General features: G+C 71.6%; 16 protein-coding genes, 2 tRNA genes and 1 pseudogene. 15 read left to right on the top strand and 4 right to left on the bottom strand.

What is annotated here, in order from left to right:
* Positions 1–17: 17 nt before the first annotated feature.
* Positions 18–764, top strand: coding sequence for an SDR family oxidoreductase (locus tag EAO72_RS19755; protein ID WP_261991786.1), 747 nt, complete (start codon positions 18–20; stop codon positions 762–764).
* Here the strand turns inward: EAO72_RS19755 and rfbC are convergent.
* A complete protein-coding gene (gene rfbC / locus EAO72_RS19750) occupies positions 745–1,368 on the bottom strand; it encodes a dTDP-4-dehydrorhamnose 3,5-epimerase (RefSeq protein ID WP_148018658.1) in 624 nt (207 codons plus the stop codon). The two genes, EAO72_RS19755 and rfbC, sit on opposite strands and share 20 nt — an antisense overlap.
* Positions 1,369–1,566: 198 nt before the next feature.
* Here rfbC and proB point away from each other — a divergent pair, with 198 nt between their 5' ends.
* The 5 genes from proB to EAO72_RS19725 all read left to right on the top strand — a co-directional run bounded on the left by proB (position 1,567) and on the right by EAO72_RS19725 (position 6,866).
* Complete coding sequence (gene proB / locus EAO72_RS19745) at positions 1,567–2,694, top strand: glutamate 5-kinase (RefSeq protein ID WP_261991580.1); 1,128 nt, start codon at positions 1,567–1,569, stop codon at positions 2,692–2,694.
* Positions 2,695–2,836: 142 nt separating this feature from the next.
* Positions 2,837–3,334: a hypothetical protein gene (locus tag EAO72_RS19740; RefSeq protein ID WP_148018656.1), complete on the top strand. Its 498-nt coding sequence runs from the start codon at positions 2,837–2,839 to the stop codon at positions 3,332–3,334.
* A gap of 78 nt (positions 3,335–3,412) precedes the next feature.
* The gene (locus EAO72_RS19735; RefSeq protein ID WP_148018655.1) at positions 3,413–4,696 is read left to right on the top strand and encodes a glutamate-5-semialdehyde dehydrogenase; all 1,284 of its coding nucleotides are present in this window, start codon (positions 3,413–3,415) and stop codon (positions 4,694–4,696) included.
* Between the two features lie 66 nt (positions 4,697–4,762).
* Positions 4,763–5,350: an SCO2584 family spore wall biosynthesis protein gene (locus EAO72_RS19730; protein WP_148018654.1), complete on the top strand. Its 588-nt coding sequence runs from the start codon at positions 4,763–4,765 to the stop codon at positions 5,348–5,350.
* A gap of 388 nt (positions 5,351–5,738) precedes the next feature.
* Positions 5,739–6,866: an SCO2583 family membrane protein gene (locus tag EAO72_RS19725; RefSeq protein WP_148018653.1), complete on the top strand. Its 1,128-nt coding sequence runs from the start codon at positions 5,739–5,741 to the stop codon at positions 6,864–6,866.
* Here the strand turns inward: EAO72_RS19725 and EAO72_RS19720 are convergent.
* Positions 6,790–7,932, bottom strand: coding sequence for a M48 family metallopeptidase (locus EAO72_RS19720; protein WP_148018652.1), 1,143 nt, complete (start codon positions 7,930–7,932; stop codon positions 6,790–6,792). The two genes, EAO72_RS19725 and EAO72_RS19720, sit on opposite strands and share 77 nt — an antisense overlap.
* A gap of 110 nt (positions 7,933–8,042) precedes the next feature.
* Here EAO72_RS19720 and EAO72_RS42080 point away from each other — a divergent pair, with 110 nt between their 5' ends.
* The 9 genes from EAO72_RS42080 to EAO72_RS19685 all read left to right on the top strand — a co-directional run bounded on the left by EAO72_RS42080 (position 8,043) and on the right by EAO72_RS19685 (position 13,108).
* Positions 8,043–8,195: a hypothetical protein gene (locus tag EAO72_RS42080; protein WP_187285140.1), complete on the top strand. Its 153-nt coding sequence runs from the start codon at positions 8,043–8,045 to the stop codon at positions 8,193–8,195.
* Between the two features lie 84 nt (positions 8,196–8,279).
* Positions 8,280–8,441: a hypothetical protein gene (locus EAO72_RS42075; protein ID WP_187285139.1), complete on the top strand. Its 162-nt coding sequence runs from the start codon at positions 8,280–8,282 to the stop codon at positions 8,439–8,441.
* Between the two features lie 38 nt (positions 8,442–8,479).
* Positions 8,480–9,097 (top strand): nicotinate-nucleotide adenylyltransferase, encoded by a 618-nt coding sequence (gene nadD, locus EAO72_RS19715; RefSeq protein ID WP_148018651.1) that lies wholly within the window; start codon positions 8,480–8,482, stop codon positions 9,095–9,097.
* Between the two features lie 19 nt (positions 9,098–9,116).
* Entirely contained in the window at positions 9,117–10,856 is a 1,740-nt protein-coding gene (locus EAO72_RS19710; RefSeq protein ID WP_148018650.1) for an LCP family protein, read from the top strand.
* A gap of 235 nt (positions 10,857–11,091) precedes the next feature.
* The gene (gene rsfS, locus EAO72_RS19705; RefSeq protein WP_148018649.1) at positions 11,092–11,523 is read left to right on the top strand and encodes a ribosome silencing factor; all 432 of its coding nucleotides are present in this window, start codon (positions 11,092–11,094) and stop codon (positions 11,521–11,523) included.
* Positions 11,520–12,173 (top strand): histidine phosphatase family protein, encoded by a 654-nt coding sequence (locus tag EAO72_RS19700; protein ID WP_148018648.1) that lies wholly within the window; start codon positions 11,520–11,522, stop codon positions 12,171–12,173. The genes rsfS and EAO72_RS19700 overlap by 4 nt, the downstream gene beginning before the upstream one ends.
* A gap of 128 nt (positions 12,174–12,301) precedes the next feature.
* Positions 12,302–12,374 (top strand) — tRNA-Ala (locus EAO72_RS19695).
* Positions 12,375–12,691: 317 nt separating this feature from the next.
* Positions 12,692–12,925, top strand: a complete 234-nt coding sequence (locus tag EAO72_RS19690; protein WP_148018647.1) for a hypothetical protein — start codon at positions 12,692–12,694, stop codon at positions 12,923–12,925.
* A gap of 110 nt (positions 12,926–13,035) precedes the next feature.
* A tRNA-Ala gene (locus EAO72_RS19685) sits at positions 13,036–13,108 on the top strand.
* A 61-nt stretch (positions 13,109–13,169) separates the two neighbouring features.
* On the opposite strand, the gene EAO72_RS19680 is transcribed toward EAO72_RS19685, so the two are convergent.
* A complete protein-coding gene (locus EAO72_RS19680; RefSeq protein WP_148018646.1) occupies positions 13,170–14,747 on the bottom strand; it encodes an NADH-quinone oxidoreductase subunit NuoF family protein in 1,578 nt (525 codons plus the stop codon).
* Positions 14,744–15,126 (bottom strand): annotated as a pseudogene (locus EAO72_RS43185) (hypothetical protein); the annotation flags it as partial. The gene EAO72_RS19680 and the pseudogene EAO72_RS43185, both read right to left, overlap by 4 nt.

The following is a 15,126-nucleotide window of genomic DNA, read 5'->3' as shown; positions in this document are numbered from 1 at the left end:
TCACCGGCGCCGCGGGCATGCTCGGACAGGACCTCGTGGCCGCGCTCGCCCACGAGGACGTCACCGCCGTCGCCGCGGACCGCACGGCCCTGGACATCGCCGACCCCGGCCGCGTCCGCGACATGTTCGCCACCCACCGGCCCGCCGTCGTGGTCAACTGCGCGGCCTGGACCGCCGTCGACGACGCCGAGCAGCAGGAGGACGCGGCCCTGCGGATCAACGGCACCGGGCCCGCCGTCCTGGCGGCGGCCTGCCGCGAGCACGGCGCCGTCCTGGAGACGCTCCCCGACACCGGCTACGTGGTGCGCACCGCCTGGCTCTACGGCGCGGGCGGCGCCAACTTCGTCCGCACGATGATCCGGCTGGAGGGCATCAAGGACACCCTCGACGTGGTGGACGACCAGCGCGGACAGCCCACCTGGACCGTCGACCTGGCCGCGCGGCTGGTCCGGCTCGGACGGGCCGCGCTGGAGGGCACCGCCCCGGCGGGCGTCTACCACGGCACCAGCTCCGGCGAGACGACCTGGTGCGGCTTCGCCCGGGAGATCTTCCGGCTGCTCGGCGCGGACCCCGCCCGGGTCCGGCCCACCACCAGCGACGCGTACCCCCGCCCGGCCCCCCGGCCCGCGTACAGCGTGCTCGCCCACCACCGGTTCGCCGCGGCCGGGATCGAACCCGTCCGGGACTGGCGCGCCGCCCTGGACGAGGCGTTCTCGGCCCTGCTCGCCGCAGAGCGCCCGCTGATCAGCGGCCGGCCGGGCTGAGCGCGGGTTCTCCCGCCCGCAGCCGCGCGTAGTACGCCTCGCACTCCGCGTACGAGGGAAGCAGCCCCAGCTGCCCCGCCTCGGCGAGCGTGGGCGCCGCGGCGTCCTTCCCGGACAGCAGCGGCACGATGTCCGCGGGCCACTCGATGCCCAGCTCAGGATCGAGCGGATCGATGCCGCGCTCACGCCCGGGCGCATAGCCCTCGGAGCAGAGGTAGAGGACGCCCGCGTCGTCCGTCAGCGCCATGAAGGCGTGACCGAGCCCCTCGGCGATGTAGACCGCCCGGTGATCGGTGTCATCGAGACGGACCGCCTCCCACCGTCCGTACGTACGCGAGCCGGCCCGGACGTCCACGATCACGTCGAGTACCGCGCCCCGTACGCACTTCACGTACTTCGCCTGACCCGGCGGCACGTCGGCGAAGTGGATCCCACGCAGCGTGCCCCGGCGCGAGGTGGAGAAGTTGGCCTGCGCGAGCCCCAGCCCATGGCCCTCGGCCTCCCCGAGATCCGAGGCCCTGAACCACTCATGGAAGCTTCCGCGGGAGTCGGGGATGACCTGGGGCTCGTGCACCCAGGCCCCGGGGATGGAGAGCTGGCGCATGCGATCACGTCCTGTTCCTGGAACTCGCCGGGTCTTCGGCGGTGGAGCCGCCACCCCTGCAACGAGTCGCAGGGCGGAACGGATACGGAACGGTACGGATGCGGACGAAGCGGGGTCCACGGTGCGGAACACGAAGGCGCCGATTCCCGTGCTCGCGTAGATTGCGGGGTCCAGCGAGGCGAACCATGGGGGATGCACGTGTCAGGGGCCAGGCAGGGCGTCACGGAGGCCCGCAGGATCGTCGTCAAGGTCGGTTCCTCCTCTCTCACCACCGCCGCGGGAGGTCTCGACGCCGACCGGGTCGACGCACTCGTCGACGTCCTCGCCAAGGTGCGCAGCGGCGGCGAGCGCGAGGTCGTCCTCGTCTCCAGCGGCGCCATCGCGGCCGGACTCGCCCCGCTCGGACTGCACCGCAGGCCCAAGGACCTGGCCAGGCAGCAGGCCGCGGCCAGCGTCGGCCAGGGGCTGCTCGTCGCCCGCTACACCGCCTCCTTCGCCCGCTACGGCGTCCGTGTCGGCCAGGTCCTGCTCACCAGCAACGACACCAGCCGCCGCGCCCATTACCGCAATGCCTACCGGACCCTGGACCAGCTGCTGGACATGGGCGCGCTGCCGATCGTCAACGAGAACGACACGGTCGCCACGGACGAGATCCGCTTCGGCGACAACGACCGGCTCGCCGCGCTCGTCGCGCATCTGGTCCGCGCCGACCTGCTGATCCTGCTCTCCGACGTGGACGGCCTCTACGACGGCGATCCGAGCATCCCCGGGACCACCCGCATCGCCGAGGTCGCCGGCCCCGCCGATCTGGCCGGGGTCAGCATCGGGAGCGCCGGCAAGGCGGGTGTCGGCACCGGCGGCATGGTCACCAAGGTCGAGGCCGCCCGGATCGCCACCGCGGCCGGCGTCCCGGTCGTCCTGACCTCCGCGAGCCACGCGGCCGACGCGCTGGCCGGCCGTGACACGGGCACCTACTTCCACCGCACCGGACGCCGCTCGGCGGACCGGCTGCTGTGGCTCGCCCACGCCTCCACCCCGCAGGGGTCGCTGACCCTGGACGACGGGGCCGTGCAGGCGGTCGTCGAGCGCCACAGCTCGCTGCTGCCGGCCGGGATCGCCGCGGTCGAGGGCGAGTTCACCGCGGGGGACCCGGTGGAGCTGCGCGATCTGCGGGGCCGGCCGGTGGCCCGCGGCCTCGTCAACTTCGACGCCAAGGAGATCCCGCAGCTCCTCGGACGCTCCACCCGTGACCTGGCCCGCGAACTCGGTCCCGCCTACGAACGCGAGGTCGTACACAGGGACGATCTTGTCGTTCTCGACACCTGACGAACCCCTGAAACGGCTGAAAGTCCAGCCTTCGGGCAGAGACCTTCACGAAAACCGCCCCAAGCCGGGCCGCGGACTGGTCCACTTTGTAGCAGGGACACTGCGGGTTTCAGCACAGCAACACATTCACAGGAGGCCGCCGGTGAGACGAGCGCGCCCGGGGGCGCCGCCCCGAGGAACGGGTGGCCGCGCCCTGACCAGCGTCGGAGCAGGGATCGGCTTCGACACGAGCAGGTCCGCGGACCGGAGAGACGAACGGACCGGGCCCGAACCGGCCTCAGCCGGCCAGGAACGCAACGCCTCGAAGCTGTGGCACATCACGCTCTGCGTCTCCGGCACCGAGATTCCGCTGAAGGAGGTCAGACGCGGCCTCGAACAGCTCGCGCACGACCACCCCTTCCTGCTGACCAGCCGCTACGCCAACGACCACGCGGAAGTCCGTTACTGGGAAGAGGCCCGCGACCTGCACGACGCGGCGGCGGTGGCCCTGCGGCTGTGGGGAGAGCACCGCTCCAGCGCGGGGCTGCCGCCCTGGGAGATCGTCGGCCTGGAGGTCATCGACCGCGAGACGTACCACCAGCGCGTCGCCGAGGGGTACGGGCCGCCCCCGGCCGCCCCGGTCGGCGTGCACCCGTACTGACCGGCCGTCCCCCGGACGGCCGTCTCGCATCACGGGATACGTGACAGATGCCCGCAGCGTGCGCATTACCCTGCGGGCATGACCACGCTTTCGCCGTACGACAACATGTCCCCGGTCGCCCAGGCCGCCTACCGGGCCCGCTCCGCCGCCGCCGACATCGCGCCACTTCCGCGCGCGGCGAAGGACGACGCACTGCTGGCGATCGCGGACGCGCTCGAAGTGCGGACCAGCGACATCCTCGCGGCCAACGCCGAGGACGTGGCGCGCGCCCGCGAGGCCGGGACCAGCGAGTCGGTCGTCGACCGGCTCACCCTCACCCCCGAGCGGATCCGCGCCATCGCGGCCGATGTACGGGACGTGGCGGCGCTGCCCGACCCGGTCGGCGAGGTGGTGCGCGGCTCGACCCTGCCCAACGGCATCGACCTGCGCCAGGTCCGGGTGCCCCTCGGCGTCGTCGGGATCATCTACGAGGCACGGCCCAACGTGACGGTGGACGCCGCGGCCCTCTGTCTGAAGTCGGGCAACGCCGTGCTGCTGCGGGGTTCGTCCTCCGCCCACGCCTCCAACAGCGCGCTCGTGCGGGTGCTGCGTGACGCGGTCGGCGGCTCCGGTCTGCCGGCCGACGCGATCCAGCTGGTGCCCGGCGAGAACCGTGACTCCGTACGCGAGCTCATGCGGGCGCGCGGCCTGGTCGACGTGCTCATCCCGCGCGGCGGCGCCTCGCTGATCCGCACCGTCGTCGAGGAGTCCACCGTCCCGGTGATCGAGACCGGTACCGGCAACTGCCATGTGTACGTGGACGCGCAGACCGACCTCGACATGGCCGTCGCCATCCTGGTCAACTCCAAGGCGCAGCGCCCGAGCGTCTGCAACGCCGCGGAGACGCTCCTGGTCCACAAGGACGTCGCCGGCGCGTTCCTGCCGCGAGCCCTGGACGCCCTCGCCGAGGCCGGCGTGACCGTGCACGGCGACGAGCGGGTCCTGGAGTACGCGGAGGGCACCAAGGCCACCGTGGTGGCGGCGACGGCGGAGGACTGGGAGACCGAGTACCTCTCGTACGACATCGCGGCGGCCGTCGTGGAGTCGCTGGACGCGGCCGTGGCGCACATCCGGCTCTGGTCCTCCGGCCACACCGAGGCGATCGTGACGACCTCCCAGGCCGCGGCGCGCCGTTTCACCCAGTTGGTGGATTCGACGACGGTGGCCGTGAACGCCTCGACGCGGTTCACGGACGGCGGCCAGTTCGGCTTCGGCGCGGAGATCGGTATCTCCACCCAGAAGCTGCACGCCAGGGGCCCGATGGGGCTCCCGGAGCTGACGTCCACGAAGTACATCGTGACCGGCGACGGCCATGTGAGGTGACCGGTGCGATGCGGCGAATGTGCCGTCTCCCTGCCCAAAACCATCCCGCGGGTCTAGGCTGAAGCTGTGCCGGACGACGTGGGGGGCAGGCCGTTCCCGAACGGCTGGGAGCCCGACGACGACCGCGGGGGCGCGGACGAGGACTTCGCCTCCGTGGTGTTCGACGAGGACTTCGTCCAGGCAGCCGAGTTCCATGAACCGACCGCGGTCGAGCGGCTGTTGGCCGCCGCCGAGGCGCGCGCCGAGGCCGACGCCTTCCGCACCCGGGCCGGCGGTGGCCCGCTGGACGATGACCTCTACGACGACGGCTACGGGCCGGGCGGCACCTACGGGCCCGGCTACGACCCGCTCGACGAGGACGACGACTACCCCGTCAGCGGCCCCTACGGGCGTCACGGCGGTGCCCTGCGCCCCTACCGGGGAGCCGCTCGCTGGCACAGGCCGGTGGCCTGGCTGCTCGCACTGCTGATGGGCGTCGGCATGGTCGCGCTGGCCTTCAGCGCCGTCTTCCGCAATACCTCGGGCGACCGCCAGGACCAGGTTCCGCCCCCGGCGACCAGCGGCGTGGACAGCGCGCCCGGGCCCACCGCGGCCCCGTCCGCCGCGGACGGCTACTCCCGCCCGATGGTCTCCGCCGTCCCGCGCACGCCCTGAGCCGCAGAAGCGCCCGCCGGACCCGGCCACCGAGGTTCCCGCCCGCACCTGGCCCCGACGCTTCCGCGGCCGGTGACGGTCCCCGGCCGGTGAGGCTTCCCTGACCGGTGACGCTCTCCCGGCCGGTAACGGTCCCCGGGCCGCTGACGATTCCTCGGCCCGGATCCGCCCGACCGGGGGAACCCCGCGGCAGTTCCCGCCCGTCACCGCGTTTACCTCCGTCGCAATAGACCTACTCTGAAGATATGACCCCTCACCCGTTCGAAGAGGGGGCTTCTCACTTGTCCGCGCATGCCCACGCATGACGGACAGACCCTGTCCGGAGCTTTCCGGCCGGAAGGGGCGCACCGTTTCGGTCCCGGTCGGTGGCGTGGAGTCGGGAGAAGTCATGGCAGACCGCGGAGATCCACCCGAAGGCCCGTCGGAGAACGGGGCGAGCGGCAGCGAGGACGAGTACCGCTCACTCGTCTTCGACGAGTCATTCGTGCGGGCTGCCCGGTTGCAGGAGTTCTCCGCCCAGGAGCGCATGGGGGAGCACGCCCGCGCCGTGCGGAGCCTGCCGGGCCGGTCCGTCCGCAATGGCTCACGGGCCGCGCTCGCCCTGGTTGTCCTGATCGCCCTGGCCTTCGGCGCGGCCGTCTTCATGGGCTTCCGCCACCCCTACCCGAACCCCGTCACGAGACGGGCCGAGCCGCTGCGGATGACCGTCGTCCCGCTGGCCCCGCGCGGCGCCGTGCCCGCCGGTACCCCGGCGGGCCTCTTCGCGAGCAGCCCCGCCGCCTCGTTCCCGAAAGGGGCTGCGGGCATCAGCCTTCCGGTGACCCGGCGGACGGACAACTTCTCCGACAGTCAGGTGTACACCGCCGTGGTCACCGCCAGGGACTATCTGATGGCCTCCTCCCTCGACCTCGACGTCCTCGGCGGGAACGCGGTACGGCCCGTGGAGTCGCTCCTCGATCCGGACCAGATGGAGCAGTTCGAACAGAGCATGGACACCCCGCACGACGACGGTCAGCACGCGGCGACCGGCTGGCTGGTGCGATTCGACCCGGCCGAGGTCACCCCCGATCCGGAGATCCGGGTCCGGGGCACCCTGCGGTATGCCGAGACGGGGGCCGACGCCCTGGAGGTGGTGTCGGACCACACCTTCGCCTATGTGCTTCACCCGGCCGTCTCCGGGCCCCAACGGGCGGGCGGCGCCTCGCTGTTCACCGTACGGCGCGAGATGCGCTTCCGGTTCGACCGGGACGATCTGCGGCTGCACCGGCTGGAGGTGCGGTCCAGCTATGTCCAGGCCGGCCCGCAGTCCTGCCCGGACGAGACCACCGGTGACCTGCGGCCGCTGCGCGCGGGCGAGCGGGCGGTGGCCCGCGGCCCGGTGGGCACCGACCCGTACGCGACGGGCTGGCCCACCGGGGCGCTGTGCGGGACCCTGGAGATCAGCTCCCCGCCGCCCCGGGGCCGGACGGGCCCTCAGGGTCCTCAGGCCTCCGGGACTCCTGTGGGCCGTCCGTAGCGTCGCCCCCGGGCGTCCCGGCACCCTTGCCGCCGCCCGCGCCGGTGAACTTGTCGCGGAGCTTGCCGCCCAGGTCACCGGCGCCGCCCGCTATGTCGCCGACCAGCTTCATCAGCGGGTCCTTGCTGCTGCGCACCGAATCGGCGTAGTGCGAGGCGGACTCCTTGAACGCGTCCGTCACCGAGGTGTCCTTGTCCTCGTCGCGCCGCGGGTAGTGGCCGTCCATGATCCGCTGGTAGTCGCGGGTCTCGGACCACTTCTTCAGCTCGGCCGCGCGCACCGTGGTGAACGGGTGCGAACGGGGGAGCACGTTCAGGATCTTGAGGACGGAATCGCGCAGATCGCCGGCCTTCTCGTACTCGTCGGCCTGGGCGAGGAACGCGTCCACGTTCATCTCGTGGAGGTGGTTGCCGCCGGCGATCTTCATCAGCCCGCGCATCGAGGCCCGCAGATCCTGGCCGACCAGCAGCCCGGCCCGGTCGGCGGACAGCTCGGACTTGCGGAACCACTCGCGCAGCGCAGTGACGATCGCCATGATCGCGACGTTGCCGAGGGGGATCCAGGCCACCTTGAGGGCGAGGTTGGTGAGGAAGAGCAGGATCGTGCGGTACACGGCGTGACCGGAGAGGGCGTGTCCCACCTCATGGCCGACGACCGCCCGCATCTCCTCCTCGTCGAGCAGCTCGACCAGGCCCGTTGTCACCACGATGATCGGCTCGTCCAGACCGATGCACATGGCGTTCGGCTGCGGGTTCTGGCTGACGTACATCGGCGGGACCTTCTCCAGGTCCAGGATGTAACAGGCGTCCCGCAGCATGTCGTTGAGATGGCTGAACTGCGCGTCGCTCACCCGGACGGAGTCCGACAGGAAGAGCAGTCGCAGACTGCGCTCCGGCAGCAGTCCGCTCAGTGCCTTGAAGACGGTGTCGAAACCGCTCAGCTTGCGCAGCGCCACCAGGGCCGAGCGGTCCGCCGGGTGTTCGTACGCCCGGGAGGAGATCCCGGGGAATCGCCTGCGCTGCCTGCTCGGCACCTGGCCTTGGCTCTCGTGGCTGCCGTCGGTCATGAATGGGCCCCCTGTTCGTACGAGACTCTGCTCGCCCCCTGACAAATCCCAGCGTAGGTGCTGGGGCTACGGTGTGCGGGGGGCTGTGGACAACTGAGGAGACGCCCGACATGCCGCACACCGTTGCTCTGCTCGCTGCCGCATCCGAGGACCAGGGGCCGGGCAACACGATCCGCATCGTCCTGATCGCCTCGCTCGTCGGAGCGGCCCTGCTCGCCTGGTTCCTGCTGCGCGGATACCGCAACGACGACCACAACGACTGAGTCGGCGTGAGCGTGCCCGGGGCACCCGCATACGATGTCCGCGACGTCTTCCCTCCGACTCCCGATCGATAGGTCCTGCCGAAGATGAGCCTCACGAGCACCGCACACCAGCTGGTCACCGTCGCCGCCGAGGGCGAGCACGGTGGAAACCACGAAAGTCTCAGCCCGCTCCTCACCGGTGGCGGTGCGTTTGTCGCGCTTCTCCTCCTTCTGTGGATCACCACGCGCTTCAACCGCGACCGCTGAGGCCGAGGCGTACAGCTGTGCCAGTAGGCTCTGCACGCATGGGAGAGCAGGAAGTGCCTACCGGCCGCGGAAAGCGCCGACTCGGCGTGATGGGCGGGACGTTTGACCCGATCCATCATGGACACCTGGTGGCGGCCAGTGAAGTGGCCGCCCAGTTCCACCTCGACGAGGTGATCTTCGTTCCGACCGGGCAGCCGTGGCAGAAGAGCCACAAGGAGGTCTCCCCGGCCGAGGACCGCTATCTGATGACCGTCATCGCGACGGCGTCCAACCCCCAGTTCTCGGTCAGCCGGAGCGACGTCGACCGCAAGGGCCCGACGTACACGATCGACACCCTGCGGGACCTGCGCGAGGTCCACGGCGACGCGGACCTCTTCTTCATCACGGGCGCCGACGCCCTCTCCCAGATCCTCACCTGGAGGGACGCCGCCGAGCTCTTCTCGTTGTCCCACTTCATCGGTGTGACGCGGCCGGGGCACGTGCTCACGGACGACGGGCTGCCGGAGGGGGGCGTCTCCCTCGTGGAGGTCCCCGCGCTGGCCATCTCCTCCACGGACTGCCGTGCGAGGGTCGCCCAGGGGGAGCCGGTCTGGTACCTGGTACCGGACGGTGTGGTCCGCTACATCGACAAGCGCCAGCTGTACCGCGGCGAATGAGCCACGGAGAGGGGCACCGGTGAACGACCGACAGCAGCCGTACGACCCGTACTACCAGCAGCCGCAGATCGTCGGCTACGACGAGTACGGGCAGCCGGTGTACCAGCAGCCCGGGCAGCAGCCGTACGACCCGTACGCCCAGCAGCAGCCCCAGGCGCCGCACCAGGCCCAGCAGCCCCAGCAGCAGGCGCCGCAGGCAGGTCAGGGATACGGCTACGACCCGTATGCCCAGCAGCAACAGCCCGCCGCGCCCCCGCAGCAGTACGACCCGTACGGCACCCAGCACCACCCGCAGCAGCCTCCGCAGCAGGGGTACGGCTACGACGGTGGCTACGGCTACGACACGGGCCAGCAGCCCGCCGCGGTCGACACCACCCAGCAGTGGAGCATCCCGCAGCAGGCCCCGGCGCCCGAAGCCGCGCCCGCCCCGCCCCTGCGGGAGCCGGAACCGGAGCAGGCCGCGGAGCCCGGGACGGGCGTCCCGGGGCCGCGCAGGGGAGACCGCGACTACCGCACGGAGCAGTTCTCCTTCATCGAGGAGCCCGACGAGGACTCCGAAGACGTCATCGACTGGCTGAAGTTCACCGAGAGCCGCAGTGAACGCCGCGAGGAGGCACGCCGTCGCGGTCACAACCGGATGGTCGCGCTGATCGTCGTCGCGGCCCTCGTCGTGGTCGGCGGCGTCGGCTACCTGTGGTCGGCGGACAAGCTTCCCGGTCTCTCCGCGTCGGAGGAGAAGAGCGCCACGGCGACCGGCCCGCAGCGGCGGGACGTCATCGTGGTCCACCTCCACAACACCAAGGCCGGCGGCACCTCCACGGCCCTGCTCGTCGACAACGTCACCACCAAGCAGGGCACCACCGTCCTGCTGCCCAACTCGCTGGCCGTCTCCGACGAGGACGGCGCCACCACCACGCTCGGCAAGTCGGTCGAGGACGACGGGACGTCCGGCACCCGCGAGTCCATCGACGCCCTGCTCGGCACCGAGATCAGCGGCACCTGGCGGCTGGACACCCCGTATCTGGAGAACCTCGTCGACCTGGTCGGCAACATCGAGGTCGACACGGACACCGCTGTTCCCGACGCCAAGAAGGGCGCCGCGCCCCTGGTGAAGAAGGGCGAGGCGCAGACCCTCAGCGGCCCGATGGCCGTCGCGTACGCCACGTACCGCGGTCCCGACGAGGCCGAGGCCAAGCAGCTGATGCGGTTCGGACAGGTCATGCGCGGCGTGCTGCGGAAGATCTCCGACGACCCGAAGGCGGCCACGGTCACCGTCCAGACGCTGGCCCAGATCCTCGACCCGTCCCTGCCCGAGCAGGACCTGGGCGCCTCCCTGGCCAAGCTCGCCGAGCACGCCAAGATCGGCGACTACAAGACCGCGCTGCTTCCCGTGCAGGAAGACGGCACGCTGACCGAGGCCGCCACGGAGAGTGTGGTCAAGGACATCCTGGGCGGCTCGTTCAAGGCCCCGGCCGCGGACGCCGCGGTGCGGGTCGGCGTCAAGAACGCCACGGGCAGCGACCGCGGTACGGAGTCCGCCCGGATCGAGCTGGTCAACGGCGGCTACACCTTCGTCAACAGCGGGAAGTCGGACGCCGTGACCTCCTCCGAGGTCGTCTACAAGGATCCGGCGGACAAGAAGAAGGCGGCCGAGGTCGCCACGACCCTCGGGCTGCCGGCGAGCGCGGTCAAGCAGGGCAAGCCGGCCGGCAACGCGGACGTGTCCGTCGTCCTCGGCGGGGACTACAAGATCAAGTAGGCCTGCGGTACGGCCGGACCGGTGCGCCGGTCAGGTTCGGGGCGGTTCCGGAGTCCTTTCCGGAGCCGCCCCGAAGCCGTTCCCGGACCTGCCCCGGACCCGCCTCGGACTCGCTTCGGCCCCGTTCTGGGGCGCCGCCCGACGACTTCTGGACGGCTTCGAAAGATGACTGCGTGGGCTGTCGGCGGTCCGTGAGACCCTAGAGGTTGATCTGACCGCCGACGAAAGCCTGCATGTGACCGCCACGGACCGCTCCATCGAGCTCATCAACGCCGCCGCTCAGGCGGCCGCCGACCGGCTCGCGCACGACATCATTGCGTACGACGTCAGCGACGTGCTGTCGATCACGGACGCCTTCCTGCTGGCTTCGGCCCCCAACGACCGCCAGGTCAAGTCGATCGTCGACGAGATCGAGGAGCAGCTTCAGAAGAAGCTCGGCGCCAAGCCGGTCCGCCGTGAGGGCGACCGCGACGCCCGCTGGATCCTCCTCGACTACGTCGACATCGTCATCCACGTCCAGCACAGCGAGGAGCGCGTCTTCTACGCGCTGGAGCGCCTGTGGAAGGACTGCCCCGAGATCGCCCTTCCCGAGGATGCCGTGAAGACCCGCGGCAAGGCCGAGGAGCACGCACAGCTCACCGGCGGCACGGAAGGTGAACAGAGCTGACCGGCAGCGGAAGCGGCAGGGGCCGCAGGATCGTCCTCTGGCGCCACGGCCAGACGGCGTGGAACCTGGAACGCCGGTTCCAGGGCACCACGGACATCGAGCTCACCGACGAAGGCGTCGGGCAGGCCCGGCGGGCCGCCCGGCTGCTCGCCTCCCTGAAGCCGGACGCGATCGTCGCGTCCGATCTGCGGCGGGCCGCGGCCACGGCGGCCGAGCTCGCCGCGATCACCGGGCACGGCATCGCGCACGATCCGGGACTGCGTGAGACGTATGCGGGCGCCTGGCAGGGCCTCACCCATGAGGAGATCGTGGGGCTGTACGGCGAGCAGTACGCGGCGTGGAAGCGCGGCGAGCCCGTACGGCGCGGCGGCGGTGAGCTGGAGACCGAGGTCGCCGACAGGGCTGCCCCCGTCGTGCTCGCGCACGCCGACAAGCTGCCCGACGACGGCACGCTCGTCGTCGTCAGCCACGGTGGCACCATCCGGACCACCATCGGCCGGCTGCTGGGTCTGGAAGCGCACCATTGGGAAGGGCTCGGCGGACTCTCCAACTGCTGCTGGTCGGTGCTGGGCGAGGGCGCCCGCGGCTGGCGTCTGCTGGAGCACAACGCCGGCACGCTGCCCGAACCGGTGCTCGGCGACGACGCCTGACCGGGTGCCCGGGCGGCGCTCGCAGGGCGTCTTCGGGCGGCACCGGCCGGATTTCACTTTCCGGCTGGTCACAGGCTAAAGTTCTTCTTGTTCGCAGCGCGGAAACGCAGGGAAACACAGCGGACAGCGGGGCTATAGCTCAGTTGGTAGAGCGCCTGCATGGCATGCAGGAGGTCAGGAGTTCAATTCTCCTTAGCTCCACAATCAGGATCCCGTCCCCGTCAGGGGGCGGGATCCTTGTTTGTTCCCGTCCGAGGGTGTGATCCCTCTCGTTCCCGGGTGCGGTCTCCGAGGATCTCCGGCGGGCTGCCCCCCTTGCGGGCTCATGGCAGAATCGGACCGCCGGAGGGGGAGACGGACCGAACGGGGAGGAGCGTGCGATGCCTGCGAGCCGCCACGAGCTCCCGGACCTGCCCCCGGAGCCCGTCCCGATGCGTCCCCCGGTGATCCGAACGCCCGGTGGCCACACCGGAGTCCTCCCCCCGTGCACGGCCCGCGGCCGCACCCGGAGCTGATCCATGGGTGCACACAGGCGGAAATGCGACTGGTGCGGCAGCGGTACGCCCATCGTCAGGGACATGGACCCGGTCAACGTGGACTACCAGTACTGGTGCGAGGAATGCGCACGGGCGCTGGTCATAAAGGGCGACCCCATCGAGACGTACCGGGAGCTCGAGGGGGAGCCGATCTACGGACGGCTGCTGGAGGAGCACTGCACGCTGAAGCGGTTCTACTCCTTCGCCACCGCCTGACCCGCCTCGGTGACCGGCCGGAGAGGGGCTGATCGGAAACGATTTGGTGGACGGCCGGGGTGACCGGTAATGTTCTCGATGTCGCCACGGGAGACCGGGCAGCGCAGCACGGGGCTATAGCTCAGTTGGTAGAGCGCCTGCATGGCATGCAGGAGGTCAGGAGTTCAATTCTCCTTAGCTCCACAGTGAAGAAGGACTGGCGGGCCATCCGATTCGGATGGCCCGCCAGTCGTTGTGTGTCCGGTCAACTCCGGCCGCTGCCGAGGGCCTTGCGGCCGCTGCCCGGAGGCAGGACGGGCCGCTCGGGAGCCGGTTGTTCGATCCGGAGCGCCAGGGCGGGACAACGGCGTACGGCACGCTGGGCGCGTCCCCGCAGATGCATCGGGACCGCGGCGTCCGCGAGGGCCGGATAGCCGTCGGGGCCCAGTCTGATCAACTCCGGGACGATGTCGGCGCACAGGCCGTGGCCCCGGCAGAGCGTCCAGTCCACGGCCAGCTTCTCGCCGCTGGGAATGGACTCCTCCACATCCTGGTAACCGGGTGCGGGAAGCGGCAGGACGCCGAGCGTCTCGCGGCCGCAGCCGCCGTCCAGCGCATGCGCGGCCAGATCGTCGGTGAACGTGGAGAGCGTGGAGGACAGGAAGCGCGCCGAACCGTCCGGGTGCTTGCAGGCGCCCCGTCCCTTCACCGCCAGGGTCACCTCGCGCAGTGCCTCCAACGCGGCCGGCCCGCCCCCGTTCAGCACGTCGGAGAGCCCGCCCGCGGCGGCCGGCAGCCCGAGCTTGCACGGGCCGCACTGGCCCGCGGTCTCGGCGGCGAGCCAGTTCGCCACGCGCAGGGACTCGCCGAGCGGACAGGTCTCCGGCCCGATCGGCAGGATCGCGCCCGCTCCCAGCGCCCCGCCCGCCGCGGCCAGCGACTGACGGGAGACGACGGTGTCGTGCAGGGCGTTCGCACTGATCCAGTTGCCGTGATAGCCGCCGGTCAGCACGCCCTGCGGCAGTGGGGGCGCTCCGGCCAGCTGGAGCACGTACCGCAGTGGCACTCCCGTGGGCACCTCGACGACCATCGGACGCGCGACCGCGCCGGAGAGCGTGAGGAGTACCGTTCCCGGCTCGTCGGGGAGCCCGGTGTTCCCGTAGCGGCGGGCGCCCATGCGGGCGGCGACGGCGAGTTGAGCGTACGTCTCCGCGTTCGACAACAGGGTCGGGGCGCCCCCGACCCCCGACTCCGCGGCCCGTTCGCGGCGCCCCGGTGGCAGGGCGGGGCCACCGGACGCGGCCCGGATGACGGCCGAGGCCTCCCCGGAGACCATGCGTTCCGGCGTACGCACCACCCGGGCCCGCAGGGGCTGCCCGCGCCGGTCGGACAGACCCCGCTCGGCGAGGGCGGACCGTACCGAGATCTCCGTGGAGTTGCGGGTGACGGCGACGATCAGGGTGCGGGCGCCCAGCGCCTCCGCGGCCAGCAGGGCACCGTCCAGGATGAGGTGCGGGGCGCGGTTGAGGAGCACCGTGTCCTTGCGGCAGGCGGGCTCGCCCTCGCTGCCGTTGATCACGACGACGGGCCGCACCCCGCGCCGGATCGACGCCTTGGCGACGGCCCGCAGTTTTCTGCCGAAGGGGAATCCGGCTCCGCCGCGGCCGGTCAGCGAGATGGACTCGGCGAGCTCCGCCAGACGTTCGCCGGTCATCGGCTCCAGCGGTCCGTGCACCTTCAGGTGCATCCCGAGGTCGAGCCGCTCCACCAGGTCGAAACCGCTGGTCAGTTGGGGGAGGCCGACGACGCGCACTTCCGGTACGTCGGGGAGGGGGATGTTCACGGCCGGTCTCCTGCGGGTGCGGTCCAGGGCTCGCCGGCCGGGGGCGGGTAGAACGGCCCCGGAAGCGGTGCGGTGTCGCCGACGGCGGGCAGTGGGGCGGTCGCGGCTCCGGAGACGTGCGGAGGTTCCTGGGCGGGGGCGTAGGGCGCCGTGGGCTCGTACGCGGTGTACGGAAGGTCCGCCACCGCGGCGGCGGGCGGCGGGCGCAGCGCCTGGACCGGCGGGGCGGGTGAGGGCGCCGGCCAGCGCCCGGACGGCTCGCCTCGCGCGGCCGTTCCGGCGGCCGGGGAGACCGCGCGGTACCCGGCGGCTATTCCGGGCCCGGGCCCCTTGACGCCGCCGGGCCTGCTCGGGGGCGGGCCGGTGAGGCGGTCGGAGC

Source organism: Streptomyces sp. OR43 (assembly GCF_008042275.1).
Taxonomy (GTDB): Bacteria; Actinomycetota; Actinomycetes; order Streptomycetales; family Streptomycetaceae; genus Streptomyces.
Note: the sequence above shows the minus strand (reverse complement) of the source record. Positions and strands in the feature narration are given on the sequence as shown.

Coding starts and splice junctions, on each gene's coding strand:
- EAO72_RS42075 (WP_187285139.1), top strand. CDS start 8,280: ATGAGCCTCACGAGCACCGCACACCAGCTGGTCACCGTCGCCGCCGAG.
- nadD (WP_148018651.1), top strand. CDS start 8,480: ATGGGAGAGCAGGAAGTGCCTACCGGCCGCGGAAAGCGCCGACTCGGC.
- EAO72_RS19725 (WP_148018653.1), top strand. CDS start 5,739: ATGGCAGACCGCGGAGATCCACCCGAAGGCCCGTCGGAGAACGGGGCG.
- EAO72_RS42080 (WP_187285140.1), top strand. CDS start 8,043: ATGCCGCACACCGTTGCTCTGCTCGCTGCCGCATCCGAGGACCAGGGG.
- EAO72_RS19735 (WP_148018655.1), top strand. CDS start 3,413: ATGACCACGCTTTCGCCGTACGACAACATGTCCCCGGTCGCCCAGGCC.
- EAO72_RS19755 (WP_261991786.1), top strand. CDS start 18: ATGCTCGGACAGGACCTCGTGGCCGCGCTCGCCCACGAGGACGTCACC.
- rfbC (WP_148018658.1), bottom strand. CDS start 1,368: ATGCGCCAGCTCTCCATCCCCGGGGCCTGGGTGCACGAGCCCCAGGTC.
- EAO72_RS19720 (WP_148018652.1), bottom strand. CDS start 7,932: ATGACCGACGGCAGCCACGAGAGCCAAGGCCAGGTGCCGAGCAGGCAG.
- EAO72_RS19690 (WP_148018647.1), top strand. CDS start 12,692: ATGGGTGCACACAGGCGGAAATGCGACTGGTGCGGCAGCGGTACGCCC.